The organism is Achromobacter sp. Marseille-Q4954 (assembly GCF_943737025.1).
In the GTDB taxonomy this organism is placed as follows: Bacteria; Pseudomonadota; Gammaproteobacteria; order Burkholderiales; family Burkholderiaceae_B; genus Achromobacter; species Achromobacter bronchisepticus_A.
Map to the genome: position 1 here is coordinate 90,302 of NZ_CALSFQ010000001.1, position 16,116 is coordinate 106,417.

Annotated in this window: 16 protein-coding genes; 4 read left to right on the top strand and 12 right to left on the bottom strand. The window is 66.0% G+C overall.

The window, feature by feature from the left end; genetic code table 11:
* The 6 genes from NGK62_RS00425 to panD form a co-directional block, all read right to left on the bottom strand.
* Window positions 1–1,587: a hypothetical protein gene (locus tag NGK62_RS00425; RefSeq protein ID WP_251877055.1), complete on the bottom strand. Its 1,587-nt coding sequence runs from the start codon at window positions 1,585–1,587 to the stop codon at window positions 1–3.
* Entirely contained in the window at window positions 1,584–2,465 is an 882-nt protein-coding gene (locus NGK62_RS00430; protein WP_187774059.1) for a TrbG/VirB9 family P-type conjugative transfer protein, read from the bottom strand. The genes NGK62_RS00425 and NGK62_RS00430 overlap by 4 nt, the downstream gene beginning before the upstream one ends.
* Window positions 2,466–2,655: 190 nt before the next feature.
* Window positions 2,656–3,996, bottom strand: a complete 1,341-nt coding sequence (locus NGK62_RS00435) for an extracellular solute-binding protein (RefSeq protein WP_059378931.1) — start codon at window positions 3,994–3,996, stop codon at window positions 2,656–2,658.
* 4 nt (window positions 3,997–4,000) lie between these two features.
* A complete protein-coding gene (locus tag NGK62_RS00440) occupies window positions 4,001–5,257 on the bottom strand; it encodes a D-amino acid dehydrogenase (RefSeq protein WP_059378930.1) in 1,257 nt (418 codons plus the stop codon).
* Window positions 5,258–5,438: 181 nt separating this feature from the next.
* Window positions 5,439–6,491: a CDP-6-deoxy-delta-3,4-glucoseen reductase gene (locus tag NGK62_RS00445; protein WP_251877057.1), complete on the bottom strand. Its 1,053-nt coding sequence runs from the start codon at window positions 6,489–6,491 to the stop codon at window positions 5,439–5,441.
* A 63-nt stretch (window positions 6,492–6,554) separates the two neighbouring features.
* Window positions 6,555–6,923, bottom strand: a complete 369-nt coding sequence (panD, locus tag NGK62_RS00450) for an aspartate 1-decarboxylase (RefSeq protein ID WP_013392804.1) — start codon at window positions 6,921–6,923, stop codon at window positions 6,555–6,557.
* 209 nt (window positions 6,924–7,132) lie between these two features.
* Between panD and sugE the strand changes: the two genes are divergently transcribed.
* Window positions 7,133–7,450 carry a quaternary ammonium compound efflux SMR transporter SugE gene (gene sugE, locus NGK62_RS00455; protein ID WP_013392803.1) on the top strand — a complete coding sequence of 106 codons (318 nt, stop codon included), beginning with the start codon at window positions 7,133–7,135 and terminating at the stop codon, window positions 7,448–7,450.
* A 25-nt stretch (window positions 7,451–7,475) separates the two neighbouring features.
* On the opposite strand, the gene NGK62_RS00460 is transcribed toward sugE, so the two are convergent.
* The 6 genes from NGK62_RS00460 to NGK62_RS00485 all read right to left on the bottom strand — a co-directional run bounded on the left by NGK62_RS00460 (window position 7,476) and on the right by NGK62_RS00485 (window position 12,326).
* Window positions 7,476–8,348 carry an MOSC domain-containing protein gene (locus NGK62_RS00460; RefSeq protein ID WP_251877059.1) on the bottom strand — a complete coding sequence of 291 codons (873 nt, stop codon included), beginning with the start codon at window positions 8,346–8,348 and terminating at the stop codon, window positions 7,476–7,478.
* Window positions 8,349–8,444: 96 nt separating this feature from the next.
* Window positions 8,445–9,371, bottom strand: coding sequence for an ectoine hydroxylase (gene thpD, locus NGK62_RS00465; RefSeq protein ID WP_059378925.1), 927 nt, complete (start codon window positions 9,369–9,371; stop codon window positions 8,445–8,447).
* Window positions 9,372–9,388: 17 nt separating this feature from the next.
* The gene (locus tag NGK62_RS00470) at window positions 9,389–9,793 is read right to left on the bottom strand and encodes an ectoine synthase (RefSeq protein WP_006387829.1); all 405 of its coding nucleotides are present in this window, start codon (window positions 9,791–9,793) and stop codon (window positions 9,389–9,391) included.
* Complete coding sequence (gene ectB, locus NGK62_RS00475; RefSeq protein ID WP_118933598.1) at window positions 9,790–11,097, bottom strand: diaminobutyrate--2-oxoglutarate transaminase; 1,308 nt, start codon at window positions 11,095–11,097, stop codon at window positions 9,790–9,792. The genes NGK62_RS00470 and ectB overlap by 4 nt, the downstream gene beginning before the upstream one ends.
* 123 nt (window positions 11,098–11,220) lie before the next feature.
* A complete protein-coding gene (ectA, locus tag NGK62_RS00480; RefSeq protein ID WP_059378922.1) occupies window positions 11,221–11,781 on the bottom strand; it encodes a diaminobutyrate acetyltransferase in 561 nt (186 codons plus the stop codon).
* Window positions 11,778–12,326: a MarR family winged helix-turn-helix transcriptional regulator gene (locus NGK62_RS00485; protein WP_059378921.1), complete on the bottom strand. Its 549-nt coding sequence runs from the start codon at window positions 12,324–12,326 to the stop codon at window positions 11,778–11,780. Before NGK62_RS00485 ends, ectA begins: the two co-directional genes overlap by 4 nt.
* Window positions 12,327–12,586: 260 nt before the next feature.
* Between NGK62_RS00485 and NGK62_RS00490 the strand changes: the two genes are divergently transcribed.
* The 3 genes from NGK62_RS00490 (at window position 12,587) to NGK62_RS00500 (ending at window position 16,069) form a co-directional block, all read left to right on the top strand.
* On the top strand, window positions 12,587–13,519 hold the full coding sequence (locus tag NGK62_RS00490) for a MurR/RpiR family transcriptional regulator (protein ID WP_059378917.1): 933 nt from the start codon (window positions 12,587–12,589) through the stop codon (window positions 13,517–13,519).
* A 48-nt stretch (window positions 13,520–13,567) separates the two neighbouring features.
* A complete protein-coding gene (locus NGK62_RS00495) occupies window positions 13,568–14,908 on the top strand; it encodes an aspartate aminotransferase family protein (RefSeq protein ID WP_118933600.1) in 1,341 nt (446 codons plus the stop codon).
* Between the two features lie 156 nt (window positions 14,909–15,064).
* The gene (locus NGK62_RS00500; protein WP_059378914.1) at window positions 15,065–16,069 is read left to right on the top strand and encodes a TAXI family TRAP transporter solute-binding subunit; all 1,005 of its coding nucleotides are present in this window, start codon (window positions 15,065–15,067) and stop codon (window positions 16,067–16,069) included.
* Window positions 16,070–16,116: the final 47 nt, after the last annotated feature.

Here is a 16,116-nt window from a genome sequence, read left to right on the forward strand (position 1 = left end):
CTAGTACCCTTCCTCGACCTGGGCGGTTACCAGCACCAGGGTCGTCGTGCGTTCCGAGGCGGCACTATCCAGGCCGCCGGCGATGAGCGGCAGCCCCGGCGCAAGCCGTTGGCGGTCATGCTGTTCCTGGCCGCGATCGAAGCCGGAGACGATGATGGGCTGGCCGGGCCGCAGCTCGACCTGCTGCACCGTGCCGTTGCCGTCGATCGTGACCTGCTGGACCTGCACCTGGTTGCCGCGCTCGCCGAACGTGATGGTCTTCAGGGGTTGGGCGACCGCGTTGTCATAGGCCAGCGACAACAGGATCTGGCCGTCCTCCTGGATGTCCGGCAACAGCGTCAGGAAGGAACCTACCGTTTCTTCCTTCTGGCTGATGGACACCGCGGGCAGCGAACCGTTGGCGCCTCCTGCCGTGGTGCCTGGGACAGCAGTGCTCTGCACCCGGTCGATGTAGCTGAACGTCGTTCTGACCGCATGGGTAACCGGGCGACGGTTCAAGGTCAGGATGGGAACCTTGTTGTGCCGCACGACAGCGCCCATCGTGCTGAGCGCGGAGATGATGGCCTGCGAGCCTTCGAATGGCCCCCTGGCCGTGGAAGCATCCAGGCTGCCCCCGCCCGATCCGGCCCCGGGCAGCGCCAGCCGCGCCGCCGCTCCCGCCGCGGCGTAGACGATGTTCCAGTCGATGCCCCCCGAAACGGCGTCGTTGGCAACGACCGTGATTTCCTCGAACACCAGCCGCACCCGACGGGTCAAGGCCTTGTTTTCACGTTCGAGGTAACGGGCGACACGCTCCAGCGCCTCGGGCGTATCCGTGACGACGATCGAGGTGGAGCCCTCCACCGCTTCGGCGACCACGCCGGAACGCGTCAGGAACGGCATGACGTTGGCGCGCAGGATGGCCAACGCGTCGTGCTGCCCCGCCGACAGGGAAGTGTTGGAGGTGCTTTCAAAGCCTTCGCCCTCCGGGCTGCCTTCGCGGCCCAGGCGCACGTCCACCTTGCTGCTCAGCGACAGTGCGCGCAAATCGAACACGCGGGTCTCGGTGCGGTAGAACTCGAGCGCGTTGTGCTCGTAGCGCCAATGCACCGAGAAGCGCGCCGCCAGCGTGTCGAGCAAGTCGGCCAGCGGCTGCGCGCCCGCGCGGATCTCCAGGCTGGCCGGCGCCGGCACGGACAAGGCGCCATTGACGGCCAGCCGGGGCAGGAACAGTTCCAGCGGCAGCAAGGCGTCCGGACGCACTCGCACCGCGATGCCGGTGATGGCGCTCAGGCGCTGGGCCAGGGTCGGCAGATCGGCGTCGTCGGCCAGTATCAAGGTGGTCCGCACGTTCTCGCGCAATGCGGGCGGCAGCGCCACTTCCCGCGCCAACGGCTGGGGCTTGCCGGCAAGCCAGGGCATGGCGACATCCTGGGCCGCGACGCGCGCGGCCCGGTCCGACAACCCTTCGGTGAAAGCCCTATGACTGGCGGCCACCTGAGCCTGACGCGCGTTTGCCGCACGGCGCTGATCCGCGACCTGTTGCGACACCGCGCAACCGCCCAGAACGCCGCACGCCGCCACACTCAAAAACAATAAGCGCATCATGCCGCGGCCCCTCCTGGCGTGGCCATGCGCGTGCAGGACTGCGCCAATGGCACAACGCGCAGCACCCGGTTGCCGTAGAAGCATGGCTGCAGAGGCCTTTCGGCGAGTTCTGTGGCGCCCAGCAGTTCGCGCACGGCCGACTTGAAGTCGCCTGAGAATTCGGCCGTCGCCGACAAGGGGATGTCCACGTCCACGGCCCAGTGCTGCGGCTGGAAGGTCCAGCCCGCCAGGTCCGCCCAGCGCGCCAGCACGGCTCGCAGCGTGGCGTCCGGCGGCGCCGCGCGGTAGACGGGCTGCGGCGCCGAGACCGGTGCCGACGCGACGCCAGCAGCCGGGGCCAACGCAACGCCCGCGGCGGAAGCCGCGCCCGCCAAAGGCCCGGCGGCTTGCAACGCGCCGATGGCGGACGCCGCCGTTTCGGCAGGCCGCGCCGCCCCGATGCGCTCAGCCAGGACCGCCGGCGCCTGGGCTGCGGGTTCATCCTGCGGCCTGCCCCCCGCCCGGGCGTCGGCGACCGCCTGCAGGCGCTGCGCGCGGGCGCTCAGACGCCCGCCGCGAAACAGCAGCCCGCTCCACCCTCCCGCCAGCACGACATAGGGGTCGCGCCGCAAATAGGGCAAGGCGCGCTCGCCGTCGCTGCCTACGCCGAAAATCGCCGGCAGCGGCTGGCCCGGCGCGAACTGCAGCCAGGTTTCCTTGCCGTCGTCGAATACCTGCATGGGCGCGACCGAGGGATCGCCGGACAATTGCCAGTCGAAGCGGAAGCCTTGAGCAGCCTGCCGCGAGGCTTCCCATGAAGTTGCGGCCGGACTCTTGCCGGACCCTGCGCAGGCCCCCAGGCAGGACAGCCCTGCCGCCAGGAAGAAGAAACGAACCATGCCTCACCGCGAGCAAAAGGCGCACCGGAATCGATACGCATGAGAGGCATGGTGGATGAGCGCCCTCCGCGTCGCCAGACTGGCATGTACGCATGGATGGTTTGGTCGCGCGGCGGACGGACGAAAAAAAACCCGGTCCAGGGACCGGGTTTGCGTCAGGGCGTGGCGGCGTTTGCGCCGCCCGCCTGAATCAGCGTTGCGCTGCGATGCTGCGCGCCTGCGTGGCGGCGTTGTTCAGCGCCGCGACCGGCGGCACCTTGCCTTCGAAGGCGTCATCCAGCTGCTGGTTCAGCACCGGCTCGATGCGCGTGTAGTTGGCCATGCGGAAACCGCGGCTGTTGGCCGTGGGCGGGGTGCGCATGGACGCGATCAGCGCCTGAGCGCCCGGAATGCGGTCATAGAACGACACGTCCGAAGCGCGGAAAGCGGCTTCCGTCAGCGGCAGGAAGCCGGTGCGCTGGTGCCATTCCGCGGCGACGACGGGCTTGGACAGCCAGGCCAGGAACTGCGCGGTGGCCTTTTCCTCGGCCTGGGGATGGCCTTCCAGCGCCCACAGCGCCGAACCGCTCACGAACGGCTTGCCGCCGTCCTTGGTGACCTGGTCGTAGTAAGGCAGGGGCGCCACGCCGAAGGACAGCGACTTGGTGTTGATGAACTGGCCGAACGCGCCGGTGTTGGCGGTCAGCACGGCGCATTCGCCCTTGGCGAACAGCTTGTCGCTGGCGTTGTCGGCGGAATGCGCCGTGAACAGCAGCGAACGCTTCCAGCTCACCATGAGCGAGATGTGGCGCATGTACAGCGTGTCGAACTGCATGGCCGGCGCCGCCGACTTCTTGGTGACAGCGTCCAGGCCGTTGTTGTTGCTGGTGAACTGCTGGTTGTTGATCGGCGCCAGGTTCTCCAGGTGGACCGTGACCTGGTCGCTGGAGGCGTAAGGGCAGTCGATGTCGGCCACGTCGCGCAGCTTCAGCAATTCGCCTTGCAGGCCGGCCCAGGTGCGCGCGGGCTTGTTGGGATCCAGGCCCGCCTTCTTGTAGGCGGCGGTGTTGTAGAACATCACCGGCACTTCGGCCATCCAGGGGAAGGCCAGCAGGCGGCCCTTGCTGTCGCGCGTGAAGCTGCTGGTGGCCGGCACGAACCAGTTCAGGTCCTTGATCGGGTACTTGGCCAGCAGTTCGTACAGCGGCAGCACGGCCTTGTGCTGGGCGACGACTTCAGGCGAATGGTTGTCGGTCAGCTGCAGCAGGTTCGGGCCCTTCTTGGCCTTGACCGCCGTGACGGCTTCCTGTTCCAGCGCGCTGGGTGAGGCGAAGCCGCGCAGCGTCACGCGGACCTGGTCCTGCTCCTTGTTGTATTGCTTGGCGAGCTTTTCGAACTCGGCCTTGTTTGCGTCGGTCAGCGTGTGCCAGACCTGGATCTCGACCGCGGCGGCATTCGCCGCCCCGGCCATCGCCATGGCGGCGCCGAACAACCATGCACGCCGGCTGGCGAACATCGCGCGGGCAACGCCCGCCAATTGCAGATTCTTCATAGGTTCACAGACCAAGAAAAGGAAACTCCGGTTCCGGCCGCCTTCCGCTGAGCAGATCGGCCAAGGCCCGGCCCGAGCCAACGCCCATGGTCCAACCGAGCGTACCGTGTCCTGTGTTGACGTACAGGTTGGGGATACGGCTGCGGCCGATGATGGGCACGTTCGAGGGAGTGGACGGGCGCAAGCCCGACCAATAACTGACGCGCTCGAAATCGAGCGCGTCGGGAAAAAGTTCGCGCGCCAGGCGGGTCATGGCTTCGCAGCGTCCGGTGTTCAGGCTGCGGGAATAGCCCGACAGCTCGGCGGTTCCGGCCATGCGCAGGCGGTCGCCCAGACGCGAGAAAACCACCTTGTGGCTGCTGTCCGTCAGGCTGACCGTGGGCGTGGCGTCCGGCTTGATCACCGGGAAGGTCGCGGAATAGCCCTTGGCCGGATAGACATTGCAGGGCACGCCCAGCGGCCGCAGCAGGTAAGGGCTGAAACTGCCCATCGCCACGACGTAGGCATCGGCCGACAAGACGCCGTAACGGCCGTCGGGTTCGATGATCTCGACGCTTTGCACCGTGCCGCCGTTGGTCAGCAGGCGCGTGGCGCGCGTGCTGTAGCGGAATTCGACGCCGGCCCGGGCGCAACGCTCGGCCAGGGCCACGGTGAACAGGTGCACGTCGCCGCTCTCGTCCTCGGGCGTGTAATCGCCGCCGACGATGGTCTGGCGGTGCGGCGCCAGCGCGGGCTCGATGGCGATGACCTCGTCGGTCGAGACCACGCGGCGTTCCACGCCGAAGTCGCGCATCAGGCCCGCAGCGCGCTGCGAGTTTTCGAATTCGTGCGGATCGCGGTAGAAATTGAGGATACCGCGTTCCAGGTGATCGTACTGGATGCCCAGTTCAGCGCGCATGCTGCGCAGGGTCGCGCGGCTGTATTCCGCCATGCGGACCATGGCACGGATATTGGGAGCGAGGCGGCTGGGCAGGCACTCGCGCAGGAACGCCAGCCCCCACATCCATTGCCGCCAGTCCAGCTGCGGACGGAACAGCAGCGGGGCGTCGTCCTGGAACATCCATTTGAGCAGCTTGAGCGGGGCCTGCGGATTGGCCCAGGGTTCGGCGTAGGAGACCGAGATCTGGGCGCCATTGGCCAGACTGGTTTCCTGGGCGGGACCGGTGCAGCGATCTATGACGACGACGTCATGGCCGGCCTGGTTCAGCCACCAGGCGCTGGAGATTCCGATGATGCCGCCACCCAATACCGCTACTTTCATGCCCGCATTGCTCCTTGCGTGCCAGCTCGGTTCGCCGACCCTATGTCCGCGCCCCATGGCAAGCTGCTGCCACGGCAGTTTACCCCGGCGCTTTGCCCGCGCCTATGGAATAAAAAGGGGCGGAAGTCACAAACCTTTCCAGGCCCGCTCGTTCCACCCCGATTCGCTCATGCCCTGTTACTCAAGACTGGGTTGCAGCCCGGGCCAGGTCCGCTTCGGACGTGAAGGCGTCGGCGTAGAACTCCTCGGGCGGCAAGCCATTCTGGGCGCTGAATTCGCGCCTTGCGGCGTCCACCATCAGCGGCGTGCCGCAGGCGTAGACCTGATGGCCCGAGAGGTCGGCGATGTCCTGCATGACGGCTTCGTGGACGAAGCCGGTGCGTCCGGTCCAACCGTCTTCCTGCAAGGCATTGGAGACGACCGGCACATAGCGGAAATCGGGCAGCATGCCGATCCACGATTGCGCCAGCGCGTCCATGTAGAGGTCGCGCGGACGGCGTCCTCCCCAATACAGCGCCACGGGGCGCTTGATGTTGTTGTGGATCATGTGCTCGACGATGGCCTTGACCGGGGCGAAGCCCGTGCCGCTGGCCAGGAGCACGACGGGCTTGTCGCTGTCTTCACGCAGGAAGAACGAGCCGAACGGCCCTTCCAGGCGCAGGATCTCGCGCTCTTTCATCTGCGTGTCGCCGGCGCCGAACACGTGGTCGGTGAACACGCCGCCGGGCATGTGCCGGATGTGCAGTTCGAGGGGGCTGCCGGTGTGGGGCGCGCCGGCCATCGAATAGCTGCGCCGGCGGCCGTCCTTCAGGATAACTTCGATGTACTGGCCGGCGTAGTAGCGGAACTGCTCGGAGGCGGGCAGTTGCAGCTTGATCACGGTGACGTCCGGGGCCACGCGTTCCAGCGCCTGCACGCGCGAAGGCAGCTTGCGGATCTGGATGTCGCTGGCCAGGCGGACTTCGGTGGATTCGACCACCATGTCGGATTCAGGCCGAGCCTGGCAGAACAGCGTGTAACCGCCGGCCAGTTCCTCGGGTGAAAGAATCTGTGCGGGATACTGTCCCGCGTCGAACTCCCCGGACACCACGCGGCCCTTGCAGGTGGAGCAGGCGCCGTTGCGACAGCTGTACGGCAGAACGATGCCGGCGGCCAGCGCGGCATCGAGCACGGTCTGGCCGGGTTCGACCGGAAATTGGTGCTGGCTGGGTTGGATGATGACCTGGAAGCTCATGATGAAACGGTTCAGGGTTTTAGCGGAGCGCCTCGCTCGCGAAGCGCTCCGCCCGGCCCGGCCTCAGGCCGGGAACTTGCGGATTTCCTTGACGCGGTTGGCGTCGTCGACCAGCACCACCAGCGGCTTGTGCGTGGCCGAATCGGCCTCGGACATCGGGCCGTAGGTGCAGATGATCATCAGATCGCCGACCTGGGCGCGGCGCGCGGCGGCGCCGTTCAGGGAGATGGCGCCGCTGCCGCGGGCCGCCTTGATGATGTAGGTGTCGAAACGTTCGCCGTTGGTGACGTTGTAGAGCTCGATACGTTCGAACTCGCGCATGCCGGCAGCGTCCAGCAAGTCTTCGTCGATGCCGCAAGACCCCTCGTAGTGGAGGTCGGCTTCGGTGACCGTGACGCGGTGCAGTTTTGCCCGCAGCATGATGCGTTGCATGATAAATATCCTGGTTTCGCGGCCCGGAACCGCGAAGTGTTGCAAGAGTGATGCCCGGCACCCGGTTTTGCCGTAGTAACCCGGTATTCTATAATTTTTGCCGCAGCGGGACGGCCCGCTGCCGCGCGCGGCCGCAAGGCTGGTGCGTTTGATTCTGGGGACGGCCCCTCGCGCCGGCGGCACGCCGGCAGCACAAGGTAGGAGTCGTAATGACCTGGATCATCCTGGTACTCGCAGGCCTGTTTGAAATCGTCTGGGCCGTAGGCCTGAAATATACCCACGGATTCACCCGTTTCTGGCCCTCGGCCATCACCGCGGGAGGCATGGCCATCAGCGTCTGGCTGCTGGCGGTAGCCATGAAATCCCTGCCCCTGGGCACGGCCTATGCGGTATGGGTGGGCATCGGCACGATCGGCGCCTTCGTGGCCGGCATCGTGCTGTTCGGCGAATCCACCAGCTGGATGCGCATCGCCAGCGTGGCCCTCATCGTGCTGGGCCTGGTGGGCCTGAAGCTGTCCTCGGCCTAAGGCCCCGGCGGTGGGGCCCGCGGATTCAGAAATCCAATTCGATCCCGACCTCGTCGCCGACTTTCAGGCGCGCGCCTGCGGGCGCGTCCAGGATCGCGTTCTGGCCGAACACCACGCCGATTTCCAGATTGCGGTAGCCGGCCAGAGTACGGCCAGGCTCTTCATACTGTTGGGCGGTGTTCTGGTCGATATCGGGAATCGAGCAACGGGTGCAAGGCTTGACGAAAGCCATCTTCACGCCCGCGGCCTCGATCATGGCGGTGTGGTCTTCCTCGAAGGCCTCCCATTCGCCCTGGACCACGATGTTGGGCCGGAAGCGGTCCATCGGCACCGGCGCCACGCCCTTGGCCTGCAGGCGGGCGTTCAGGTCGTCCAGCGAGGCCTGGTTGGCCACCAGCAGCGGGAAGCCGTCGGCAAAGCCGAAACAGTGCTGGCCCGCGAACGGTTCGGCCAGGTCGGGATGAGCATCCAGCCAGCGCGACACCCAGTCCGGCTTGGCGTTGCGTTGCGCGGCCGCGTCCACCTTGTACAGGCGGCACGGCGTCTTGAGAAAATCGGAAAACCACTGCCCCGCCGCCGCGCTTTCGCGCCGGCCGGAAGTGGTATCGCTCCACACGGCCACGGACTGCGCCTCTTGTTCCAGTCCCGATCCGTCCAGGGCTACGTCCAGATCAGGCATGCCCGGCGCGGACAAACGCAGCGTATCGGCCGTGAGCGCCGTGCGGATCAGCGCCATCGCGGGCCATTGCCGTTGCGTCATGAACTGGCCGTCGGCGCCGATCAGCATCCAGCGGCGGTCATGGGCCAGGCCCGCGCGGTCGATGGACGATTCGTTCAAGGCGATGCCTGCGCAGGACTTGACCGGGTAGATGTGCAGGCTGAGGATGCGGGCGGACATGGCGTGCGGAGTCTCGATGAGGCGAAGTGCGCAGAGAATAGCAGACGCCCGGAAGAAAAAATGCCCAGGCAGCGCCTGGGCATTTTCACAGGGGCCTCAGCCTCCCACCAGCTTCAAGGTATCCAGCGGGGTGACCGCCTTGAATCCCTTGCGCGTCGCGATGTGCTCGGGACGCGGCGTGAGCCCATACTTGGGCGGATTCAAGGTGTTCTCCATGCTGTTGTAGACCATGAAGACGTTGGCGCGCGGCCACGGCGAGATGTTGCTGTTGGAGCCGTGCATCGTGTTGCAGTCGAAGAACACCACCGAACCGGCCTTGGCCGTCATGGAGCGGATGCCGCCCTGCTCCACCAGCAGTTGCAGGCTGACGGGGTCCGGCACGCCGTACTCCTGTTTCTTCAGCGACTGCTTGTAATGTTCGTTGGGCGTTTCGCCCACGCACGATATGAACTGACGATGCGATCCGGGCACCAGCATCAGGGGGCCGTTGCATTCGTTGTTGTCGGTCAGCAGCACCGAGCAGCTCAGCGCACGCATCGCCGGCATGCCGTCTTCGACGTGCCAGGTTTCGAAGTCGGAGTGCCAGTAGAACTCCTTGCCCTTGAAACCGGGCTTCATGTTGGCGCGCGACTGGTGGATGTACACCTCTGACCCCAGGATCTGCCGCGCCACGTTGACCAGGCGCGGATCGCGCACCAGGCGCGACAGGATGGGGTTGAGCACGTGCACCATGAAGATCGAGCGCACCGCATTGCTGCCTGGCTCGGTGATGGACTCTTCGCGGCGCACGATCGAGGGGTCGCGCGTCATGCGCTCGACCTCGGTGGACAGCGCGCGGATTTCATCGTCGGAAAACAGGTTCTCCAGCAGGATGAAGCCGTCGCGCTCGTATTGCTCGACCTGGCCGGCGTTCAACGCGCTGGCGTACTGGCCGTTTTCATAGACCACCGGATCCTGGCGGGCGATGATGGCGGAACTTCGATCCGTACGGGAGGCGTACGGATCCTGTGCAGGTGAGATCATGCGAACCTCCTTGTATTTCAGGCCGCTTGGGCTTCGGCTTCAGGCAAGGCGTAGACGCCTTCTTTATCGTGCACTTCCTGGCCGGTCAGCGGCGGGTTGAAGACGCAGATGACGCGCAGCGGCTCCTTGCCGCCGCACAGCCAGTGCTCATCGTGTTCGTTCAGGGCGTAGACCACGCCGGGTCCCAGTTCGTACTTCTTGCCGTCGGCGATGGTCTCGATGGAACCGTCGCCTTCGATGCACCACACCGCTTCAAGATGGTTCTTGTAGTGGATGTGGGTGCGGCCGCCCGGAAAGATGGTGGTCTCGTGAAAGGAGAAGCCCATGCCGTCCTTCTTCAGCAGCACGCGGCGGCTGACCCAGGTATCCGTGCGGACTTCGTCGGCGGTGCCGATCACATCTTTGACATTGCGTACGATCATTGACGTTTTCCTCCAAATTTCAGGATGCGGGCGGACTGCCCTTCTTCGGCGAGCGCTTCCGCGACGCTGGCTTCGATCACGTCCAGGCCCTTGCCCAGCAGTTCTTCCTCGATGGTCAGGGCGGGCAATAGCTTCAGCACCTCATCGTGCGCGCCGGACGTCTCGATCACCACGCCCTTCTTGAAGGCGCTTTGCGCGATGCGGTTGGCCAACGCCGGCGTGGCATTGCAGACCAGCCCCTGGATCAGGCCGCGGCCGCGCACCGACAGGCCGGCATTGGGATAGCTATGCACCAGGTTCTCCAGCCAGTCGCGCACCTGGCGCTCCTTGCGCTGGATCTCGGCGGTGAAGGCTGTGTTGGCCCAATAGGTTTCCAAGGCCTGGGCCGCCGTGACGAAAGCCAGGTTGTTGCCGCGGAAGGTGCCGCTGTGGGCGCCGGGTTTCCAGATGTCCAGCTCGGGCTTCATCAGCACCAGCGACATCGGCAGGCCGAAGCCGGACAGCGATTTCGACAGGGTGATGATGTCGGGGCGGATGCCGGCGGCCTCGAAGCTGAAGAAGGTGCCGGTGCGGCCGCAGCCGACCTGGATGTCGTCCACGATCAGCAACATGTCGTGCCGCTTGCACAGCTTTTCCAGTTCCTTCAGCCAGCGCAGCGTTGCCACGTTGACGCCGCCTTCGCCCTGCACCGTTTCCACGATGACGGCCGCCGGCTTGTCCATGCCGCTGCTGGGGTCCTCCAGCATGCGCTCCAGATAGGCCATGGTGTCCACGTCCGGACCGAAGTATCCGTCATAGGGCATGAAGGTGGTGTTGCCCAGCGCATAGCCGGACGCGTCGCGGAACTTCATGTTGGCCGTCACGGCCAGCGAACCGCCGCTCACGCCATGAAACCCGTGAGTGAACGAGATGACGTTGGGACGCCCCTTGACCTGGCGCGCGATCTTCAGCGCGGCTTCCACCGCGTTGGTGCCGGTGGGACCGGTGAACTGCAAGGTGTACTGCCAGTTGCGCGGCTTGAGCAGCACGCGGTCCACCGTCTCCAGGAAACGCTTCTTCGCGCTGGTGGCCATATCCAGGCCGTGCACCACGCCGTCCGACTGGACGTACTCCAGCAGCTTTTCCTTGAGAACAGGATTGTTGTGGCCATAGTTCAGCGTGCCGGCGCCGCTGAAGAAATCGATGTATTCGGTGCCGTCTTCATCGATCAGGGTCGAGCCCCTGGCCTGGCTGAATATCACGGGGAACGACCGGATGTAGCCCCGTACCTCCGACTCCATCCGGTCAAAGATCTTCAAGTCCATGATTAATCCTCCCTTTTTCATCTCATAAGTGGACGGACGGCCAGAACCCCTCCGGGTGCGCTTGCGCATCCGGATCTGCCAACCATCCCGGTATTCGATAAGACCGCTGGGCTTGCGCCGCCCCTAGGGGGCCGGCAAGGCGAACGGACCTATCCTCAACAACATCTCGTCGTCGTGGTCCGCGCCGCCGAACAGTTGCCGGTCGAAGAACGGCTGCTCGGAGACGTGGGCGCCAAGTTCGCCGGCCAGGCCGGCAAAGCTGCGGCGCGATGCCTGGTTGTCAGGCCCCACCGTGGTTTCGAGATAGCGGACATGCTCGAGACCCTTGCGGCGCAAGAGCTCGCGAAGCATGGCGCGGCCCAGTCGATGGCCGCGTGCGCGGGTGTGCACCGCGACCTGCCAGACAAACAAGGTGTCGGGCCGGTCCGGGATCACATATGCGGAGATAAAACCGTCGATGCGTCCGCCGGCGCTTTCGGCCAGGACGCAGGTGTCGCGAAAATGCTCAGCGAGGAGCAGGTACGCGTAGAGGGAATTCAGGTCGAGCGGCGGGCACTCGGAAATGAGGCGGTGGATGGCGGCGCCGTCTTTGCGGTCGGGCAGACGCATGGTATGGGTCTGCGCGCTGACCGCCGGCGCCACGGCACTTGAGAGGGTTGGGGTATCCAGTTCGGTTTTCTTCATGCAACGATTCCCGATTCAGGGGGTGCCCCGCCCGTGGGCACTTCAAGGATGGGCGACGACACGTCGCCATGCGTGTCGGCGGCGGCCTGGCCGTCCTGTTCCATAAGCGCCACGATGCGCTCCAGGGACAGCGTGATGGTGGCCTGTTCCAGTTCGGGCAAGGCATTGAGCGCGTCGGCCAGATGCTTTTGCAGCGGCGACGGCGCGCCTTGCGCCAACTCGCGGCCCGCGTCGGTGGCCGTGACGAATACGATGCGGCGGTCTTCGCGGCCGCGTTCGCGGCGGATCAGGCCCTTGTCTTCCAGGCGATCCAGGATCCCGACCACGGTGCTGGGACTGACGTGCATTTCGCGGCTGATCGCGGTGGCCGTCATCGGGCCGTTGGCGATCACGGTGCGCAGGCACATCAGCTGCGGCGCCGTAATGTGGCTGACCGCGGATAGCTGGCGCGAATGCAAGGCGATGGAACGCGTGATGCGGCGCAGCGCCCGCAAGATGCGCAAATCGTATTGCTGTGAGGGATCGGATTTCGCGGCGTCAGTCATGGGAAAAAGCGTGTTCGGTCAAATTCATTTCTACACAAATGATATGCGCACGATTCATTCCCGTCAAACAAAAATCCCGTTGCATGATGTAAGTAAATAAGCGCCTATTTGCTGGAATTGGCAGCGAATTTCAAGGACTTACCTGAGAATAGCCTTGCCTTCGCTGACAAGCGTTCTAGGTGGAAATCCTTATAAAAACATATGTTTTTTTATCGAACACGGATTTATCATCTGTTTTTTACGCACTCCAGCCGCCGTACATGTCCTTGCCGTCCGACCTCCTTCTGACCCTCCAGGAAAAACTGGAACAACTGCCGCCGGAACTGCAGCGGGCGGCGCACTGGGTCGTGGCACACCCCGCCGAGGTCGGCCTGTGGTCCATGCGGCGCCAGGCCCAGACCCTGGGCGTGGCGCCGGCAACCATGCTGCGGCTGGCGCGGGCCGTCGGCTTTTCCAGCTACGAGGATTTCCGCCAACCCTTCCAGCAGGCCCTGGCCGGACAAGCCACGCCAGGACTGCGTGACCGCGCCGCCGCGCTGCAGGCGGCGGCGGGCGAACCCGCGGCGGCCGGGCACGACGTGCTCACCGACTATCAGGTCCAGGCCATGAGCTCAGTCTGCGCGCTGAACCCGCCCTCCGCCTTCGACGCTGCGGTGCAGACCCTGCTGGAAGCCAGGCAGGTCGGCTTCCTGGGTACCCGCTCGGCTTTCGGCATCGCATTCCAGATGCGCTATGCGTACCAGCTGGTGCGGCGCAACAGCGTGCTCATCGACGGTCTGGGCGGCGCCCCCGCCGAACAGGCCGACAACCTGGGAACCGGCGATGCGCTCATCGTGATCTCGCAGGCGCCCTATCCCACCGCCACCGTGCAGCTGGCCCGCCAGGCCGTGCAGCGCGGCGTGGCGCTGATCGCGCTGACCGATGACCCCTTGTCGCCGCTGGCGGTCGACGCCCGCCACACCTTGCGCTTCGCGCCCCCGGATCGCGAAGGCGTGCGGGCGCGCCCGGCGCGCCAGGGCCCCGGGTCGTTCTTCCACACCACCGCCGGCCTGCTCGGCCTGGCCGAGCACCTGATCGCCCGCCTGACCGCGCGCGGCGGCGAGGAAGTGCTGAACCGCCTGACCGAAGTGGAGCAGCGCCTGCTCAACGACAACGTTTACTGGAGCAGCGCGCCGCCGCGCCGCCCCGCCTGACATCCCGTCCGGATTCGCCTTCAACCTCCTGCATTGCGGAATCGCCCCATGAGCCACACCCATGTCATGCATCGTTCATTGCGCCAGACGCCTCCCGTCGCAGTCCGCGGCCAGGGCGTGTGGGTCTATGACAGCTCCGGCCGCTCCTACCTCGACGGTTCGGGCGGTGCGGCGGTCTCCTGCCTGGGACACAACCATCCCGACATCCAGGCCGCCATGCACGCGCAGATCGACGCGCTGGCCTATGCCCACACCAGCTTTTTCACGACCGAGGTCGCGGAACAACTGGCCGAGCGCCTGGTAGCCGATGCGCCGCCGGGCATTTCCCACGCCTACTTCGTCTCGGGCGGCTCGGAAGCCGTCGAAGCCGCGCTGAAAATGGCGCGGCAGTATTTCGTGGAAATCGGCCAACCGGAACGCCGCCACATCGTCGCGCGGCGCCAGAGCTATCACGGCAACACGCTGGGCGCGCTGGCGGTGGGTGGCAATGCCTGGCGCCGCGCGCAGTTCGCGCCGCTGTTGATCGAGGTCGAGCACGTGTCGCCCTGCTACGCCTACCGCGACCAGCGCGAGGACGAAAGCCCCGAGCAATACGGCGAGCGCCTGGCGCAGGAACTGGAACAGACCTTTGAGCGCCTGGGTCCGGGCACGGTGATGGCTTTCGTGGCCGAGCCCGTGGTCGGCGCCACCGCCGGCGCCGTCACGGCGGTGCCGGGCTATTTCCGCCGTATCCGCGAAGTCTGCGACCGTCACGGCGTGCTGCTGATCGCCGACGAGGTCATGTGCGGCATGGGCCGCACCGGCACGCTGTACGCGGTGGAACAGGAAGGCGTCACGCCTGACCTGATCACCATCGCCAAGGGCCTGGGCGGCGGCTATCAGCCGATCGGCGCGGTGATGGTGCAGCAGCGCATCGTGGAGGCCATGCAGCAAGGCAGCGGCTTCTTCCAGCATGGCCATACCTACCTGGGCCATGCGATCGCCTGCGCCGCGTCGCTCGCCGTGCAGGAAGTGATCCGGCGCGACGGCCTGCTGGCGCGCGTGCAAGCGCAGGGCGCGGGCTTGCGCCAGCGGCTGGACAGCGCGCTGGGCGCGCATCCGCACGTCGGCGACATCCGCGGCCGCGGCCTCTTCATGGGCATCGAGCTGGTGCAGGACCGCGCCAGCAAGCAGACCTTCGACCCCGCGCTGTCGCTGCACGCCCGCATCAAGCGCGAGGCCATGGCGCGCGGCCTGATGGTCTACCCAATGGGCGGCACCATCGACGGCCGCCACGGCGACCACGTGTTGCTCGCCCCGCCCTTCATCATCTCCGACGATGAGCTGGACCAGTTGACCGAACGTCTGAGCGGCGCCATCGACGCCGCTATCGCGCAGGCGCGCGCCTAGCCGCCTGCAGCAAGCGCGGCGCAAGGGATTGCGCCGCGCCGCCCGCCTGGCGCGGGCTCGTGATGATACGCACAGGGTGCTCCGCGGCTCGCGGGGCGCACCAACCGCCGGCCAAGACCGGCAATATCACGGGGAAAAACCCCAAAAGGAGTTTGCATGACCACGTCCGTCAAACACCCCTTGGGCCATCGCAACGCCTGGACGCTCGCAGCCGCGGGCCTCGCCACGGCCTTGCTGTCCACGGCGCCGGCGCCCGCCGCCGCTCAACAGAAGTTCGTCAGCATCGGCACGGGCGGCGTCACCGGCGTCTACTATGCCGCCGGCGGCGCCATCTGCCGCCTGGTCAATAAAGACCGCTCCAGCCACGGCATCCGCTGCTCGGTCGAATCGACCGGCGGCTCGGTCTTCAACGCCAACACCATCAAGGCCGGCGAACTGGACCTGGGCGTGGTGCAATCCGACGTGGGCTTCAACGCCTACAAGGGCGAAGGCCAGTTCAAGCAGGCCGGGCCGTACACCAAGCTGCGCTCGGTGTTCTCCATCCACCCCGAGCCCTTCACCGTCGTGACGCGCAAGGAAGCGAACGTCAAGAGCTTCGAAGACCTCAAGGGCAAGCGCTTCAACGTCGGCAACCCTGGCTCGGGCACGCGCGCCTCGATGGAGGAGTTGCTGAGCACCATGGGCTGGACCCTGAAGGACTTCTCGCTGGCGTCCGAACTGCGTCCCGACGAGCACGGCTCGGCGCTGTGCGACGGCAAGATCGACGGCTTCTTCTATGGCGTGGGCCACCCCTCGGCCAACATCCAGGACCCCACCACCAGCTGCGGCGCCAAGCTCGTGTCGCTGACCGGCCCGGCCGTGGACAAGCTGGTCGAGAAGTACCCGTACTACGCCCACGCCTCGATTCCGGCCGGGCTGTATCCGAACAACCCGACGGAAACCAAGACCTACGGCGTGACGGCCACCTTCGTCACCTCGGCCGACGTGCCCGAAGCCACTGTCTACACCGTGGTCAAGGCGGTGTTCGACAACTTCGACGACTTCAAGAAGCTGCATCCCGCGTTCGCCAACCTGAAGGCGGCGGACATGGTGAAGAACGGGCTGTCGGCGCCGCTGCATCCGGGCGCCGAGAAGTACTTCAAGGAAAAGGGCCTGCTCTGAGGCCCGGGCCCAAGGGCCGCTGAAACGGCACGCCAGCGGAGCCCGGT